We start from the raw sequence: 4576 nt of genomic DNA, 5'->3' as shown, positions 1-4576 counted from the left end.
ACCTAGAAGGATTCGTCGCCGAGATGGCGTCGCTCATCGGGCATTTCTTTCCCGAATTGAGCGCGCCCGCGGCCCCCGGCGGCGTCCCCACGCCACATCACGCTGGCGTAGCCGGGAGCGGTTCAAGTCCTACGCGCCCGGGATAAGCGAGTCTGTCGGCATTGACTCGGGTCGACGGACGCTGCGCAGTGCCGAAAACCTATTCCCAGTGAATTGCGGGAGCGGGCGGCTGAGGCGGTTGCACCGGCAGACCGGCCCGCGGGTAGCCCGGCCTCATGCCGGAACGGCGTGAGGCGCGTTTAGAGCTTCTATCAACGGCTGGAGAAAGCTCTCGTAGGCACGCCACCGTCCGACCGAACTCTGATAGAGCGGCTTGCGGACCTGGAGCAGACTCGATGTCCTCACCGGCCGCTTGCTCTCGTGAAATGCGAGACAGCGCTCCTCCCACGCCAGGCCGCAATAATCGACAATGGCGCGCGCCTGCTTTTCGAGATCGGCAACAATATCTTCATATCGAATGTCGAGCATCATGCCGGGCGCCAGCACGCTGCGCCAATGCTGCATCAGCGTTTCATACCCGCGATAATAGCGGCCGAGTTCCCCAAGATCATAGGTAAACGGCTGGTGGCCGTGAGCGAACAGCAAAGAGAAACAGGAGAAGCAGGTGTCGACCGCATCGCGGCGGACGTGGATGATGCGGGCATTCGGCAACGCCAGATGGATCAGGCCGACGAGTTCGAAGTTTCCCGGCAGCTTGTTGATGATCCGCTCAACGGCCGAGCCGGCGACTCGGGTCGCGGATCTTGTCAGCGCGACATAGTCGGCTCCGAAGTCACGCAGATCCCCCTGCGACAGGGCAGGCACCATCTCTGGAAACTCCATTGCAATATCGTTTTTCGTTCTGAAATTCTCGACGGCGTGACGCAAGGTTTCGATCTCGCCGGCTCCGTGGACTTTGGAGTGGCTCGCGAGGATTTGCTCCACCAGGGTGGTGCCCGACCGCGGCATGCCGACGACGAACACCGGCAGGTCCGAGGGACAAGCTTCGCCGGAGTTCCGCTGCATCAGCTCGGACGTAAAGGTCGTCCGAATGCGTTCGAACCGGTCCACGCGTTCTTGTTCGTGATAGGCAAGGTGCGCACGCTTGAGCGCATTTCCGGTGCGCCAATGGTGAAACGAGCGTTCATGATGGCAAAGATCGCAGAAAGCCTTGCCCAATGCGAAATGCAATGAAATCTGGTTTTGCGTGTCCAGATTTGCCATGTCTCCGGCCAGCTTCTCCAATGCCGCGAGCCGTGAGTCACCGGGCGTGAATCGCCGCAGGTTGGCGAGGTGGCGGTGGATCTCCGCATCGCTCGGCGCCAGCGGCGAGGCCCTTTCGTAAGCCTGCACCGCATCCTCGATACGGCCCAGAACCTCGAACGCGAAACCTAGGTTTTTGTTGGCTGCGACATTGGACGGGTCGAGACGCAGGGCCTTTTCGATTTGCACAATCGACTCTTCGGCACGAGAGGCGCCGATCAGGGCGCCGCCGAGATTGCAATAGAGCTCGGCTGACTCGGGATTGATCGTCAGGGCTCTCTCGTAGAGAGCGATCGCCTCTTCGAAGCGCCCAAGCTTCTGGAGCAGATTGGCGAGGTTGTTCATGGCCTCGACATGGCGTGGCTGAACAGCGACGACCTGTTCGTAGTGGGACATCGCGTCGTCCAGGAAATCGAGCTCGTGGAGGATGTCGGCCAGGGCGCAGTGCGCGGCCGCAAAGTCCGGCCTGATCGCGATCGCGCGTTCAAAGTGAGTTATTGCCTCGTCGATCCGTCTGCCGTTGCGGAGCAGCGCGCCGAGCCCACAATGCCCCACCGCATGGCCCGGATTGATCGACAATCCCTTTTGGTAGTATGTGAGGGCTTCCTCATGGCGCCCGAGTTCGGCAAGGGCGACGCCCAGCCAGATGAGGGCATCGGCCGAGGCGGGTTCTGCCTCGATCGCGCGCGTGAACAGATCAGCCGCATCGTCCATTTGCTCCGCCCGGGCACGAAGCAGGCCCAAGCCAAACAGTGCGTCGTGATGGGCCGGCACCTCCGCGAGGATGGCGTGATAGATCCGCTCGGCTTCGCGCGATTTGCCTTCGTCATGCAAGCCAGAAGCAATTTGCAGCGCGCGGTCGACTTCAACACGCAACTGCCCGTCGTTTTCAACGCCAACGTTGCTCAATGAATCTTTCCAATTCTCACCGCAACTAACTCTACAGCAGGAGTGGACGATATGTCTCGTCGTTAGCAATACAAGCCATTTCTTGAACTATCGCGCGAATACATTATTATGTATTCGTTCATGCCCCGAGCAGCGCTTTTTGCCGCGGGCACCCCTGCGAGTCGGCTGCGGAAGCTGACTTCGATTGACGCGATGAAGCCGGATTGTGGAAGACGGGGGCTCTTCACCAGGCCATATCGGCTCCGGCCCGCATCGTTGGCGAAGCTGCCGACGATGCGGTCGAAGCGCGAACGCGAGCGGTCGGCGTCAAGGCTGCTTCGCAGGGACCCGGGACGCAGGAAAATTGACGCGGCAGCGGAAATTTCTTTGCGTTATGGGTGGAAGCGTCGCGCCGAAAGCCGCGAGCGGACGCACAATGCACTTACGCGGATGCTTCTATCTTGCTGGACGCGAATGCTTGATCGCCAGCACTTCGAGATGGGATTCCCGAACGTCCGGTGCCGGTTCTAATTTCCACGGCGACGGCTCGCAATTTTTTCGATGACGAGAGTGATTGATGTCGACATGGAGACATGAGCCGCGTGGATCCGGGCGGAGCGGATATTTGTCGAAATTGATGGTGCGCTTCGAGCTGTTAGCTTATGCGTGCGACGCCGGAAACAATCGCCTCGCAAACGACTTCGAAATCTTTGCCCGCGACCGTCGCGGTCGGTATGTCGATCAGGCGGCGATCGGTGAAGCGGCCAGTCTCAACGAGTCGAAATGTTTGGCGGAAGCTATGGTAAGGCACCTGCGTTCCCGGTGGCCTGCTCCGGTGCGGGCGTGAAACAAGAAAACCCTGCCGGTAGCAGCCCGCAGGGTCCCGCACCATCTCCATCTAGCGCCTTGAACTCGTTGACATACTCACGCGGCGACAAGTGTCGTCTATCGCGTGTCGTTCGAGTTAGGCGCGGTTCGAGTGTCACTTGAGTGGTTCGCCGTTATTCCAATGAATGGGTCAGACAAATCCCTTAAGTCTTTCCATTCCTCTGCTTCCGCGAGCCAGTACTCCGCCAATGAATATTCCATTTCTTTTTTGGCAAGTGCGGCCCGTTCACGACACATGAGCTCCAATGCGGCGAATTGCTTTCTTGAATACATCGAGCCGTTCCCAGTCGACGGAAGTCCACCTTCCGCATATCAAGACCAACTACCAATTTAGTAACGCAACCTGATACCGATGTGAGTTTGTTTCGGAGTATGTAAGCCACGGTGACATATCGCGGCACACCGTAGGAGTAAAAATTAATCGCTACCCGCGAGGAAAAGAGAATTTTCGTTTCACGCGAGTGCGAACGTACAGGTTTTGTCACAGGTGCAAGACAGCGGTAGTTACGGCATCGAGCACGTCGAGCATGGACAGCTTCAAGCAGCGGCGAGTTCTTTACCCGCAGCTAGCTCTGTGAGCAAGGGAGAATCGCGCCAATACTTTTACCCAACACGCCCGTTCGATTTGTCGTCAGCTGCTCCGAAATTTTTGCGCGCGAGAGCCGCGGTCCGGTGTCGATCGGGTGGCGATTGGGTGAAGCGTCCATTCTCGACGGGTCGAAAGCTTTGGCGGAAGCTATGGTAGTCCGCCCTGATTGCATGATCGTCAACGGCGAGGATGTCTTTTATGCGGAAGATATCGGCGACAACTGGCCCGAGCTACAGATGAAGGACGAAGATCCCGACCGAATGGTCCATTTGCGGTTATCTGCGGCACCCGAACCATCAAATACATGACCGCCAACCCTCTCGACCAGAACGACTGCACACCCGAACTTCTCGCCGCTGATCTCCAGGCTGCCATCGAACAGCTCTGGGGCCGCCGCGAAGTGAGTTTCGCTACGGCCGTCATAGCCAGCGGCCGCGGGCATAAACGTATCCGGTCAGATGCTGTAGCAATTGGCGGGCATCACGCTCGCAGCCCGCACATGCGTGCGAGCTTGAGGTAGGTTCTAACTGCTCGAGGGGCTTGTAGAGTTGAATTGCCGTGCAGAGCACACAAGAAAATCCCCGCCGGTTTGAGCCGGCAGGGATTGGCAGGAAAGATGGCTAACAGCTAGGGGGTAGGTGCTAGGTAGTTTGCCAAGGACCCGCCGCCAAAATTAAAACCCCCTAGGCAAATCCACGCAAGACTATTTGGTGGGCACTCGTCGAGAGCGAATGCAATGCGGTCCACTTCCCACATTGTTCGCTGGCGCGAAAACGATTCGCTCTTCCGGCAATCATGCGGTTTCTGAAATCTGAGTTCAAACCAAGGGCGAAATCGGGCGAGCTCAACTAAAGTCCCCTGATGAGCTGTAAGCGTCCAGCCAACCGCGCCTACCACGACGTTCGTGAG

At 58.4% G+C, this 4576-nt stretch carries 2 protein-coding genes; one reads left to right on the top strand and one right to left on the bottom strand.

Translation table 11 applies throughout. The annotated features are described in order from the left end of the window. Positions 1-273 precede the first annotated feature (273 nt). Positions 274-2211 (bottom strand): tetratricopeptide repeat-containing sulfotransferase family protein, encoded by a 1938-nt coding sequence (locus tag WCB02_RS21600; protein ID WP_423961252.1) that lies wholly within the window; start codon positions 2209-2211, stop codon positions 274-276. A gap of 1557 nt (positions 2212-3768) precedes the next feature. On the opposite strand from WCB02_RS21600, the gene WCB02_RS21595 reads away from it, so the two are divergent. Further along, positions 3769-3975 carry a hypothetical protein gene (locus tag WCB02_RS21595; RefSeq protein ID WP_423961250.1) on the top strand — a complete coding sequence of 69 codons (207 nt, stop codon included), beginning with the start codon at positions 3769-3771 and terminating at the stop codon, positions 3973-3975. The last annotated feature ends 601 nt before the right edge of the window (positions 3976-4576 follow it).

This window comes from Bradyrhizobium sp., from assembly GCF_049581145.1.
In the GTDB taxonomy this organism is placed as follows: Bacteria; Pseudomonadota; Alphaproteobacteria; order Rhizobiales; family Xanthobacteraceae; genus Bradyrhizobium.
The sequence above is the reverse complement of the archived record's forward strand: the minus strand, read 5'-3'. Positions and strand labels throughout refer to the sequence as shown.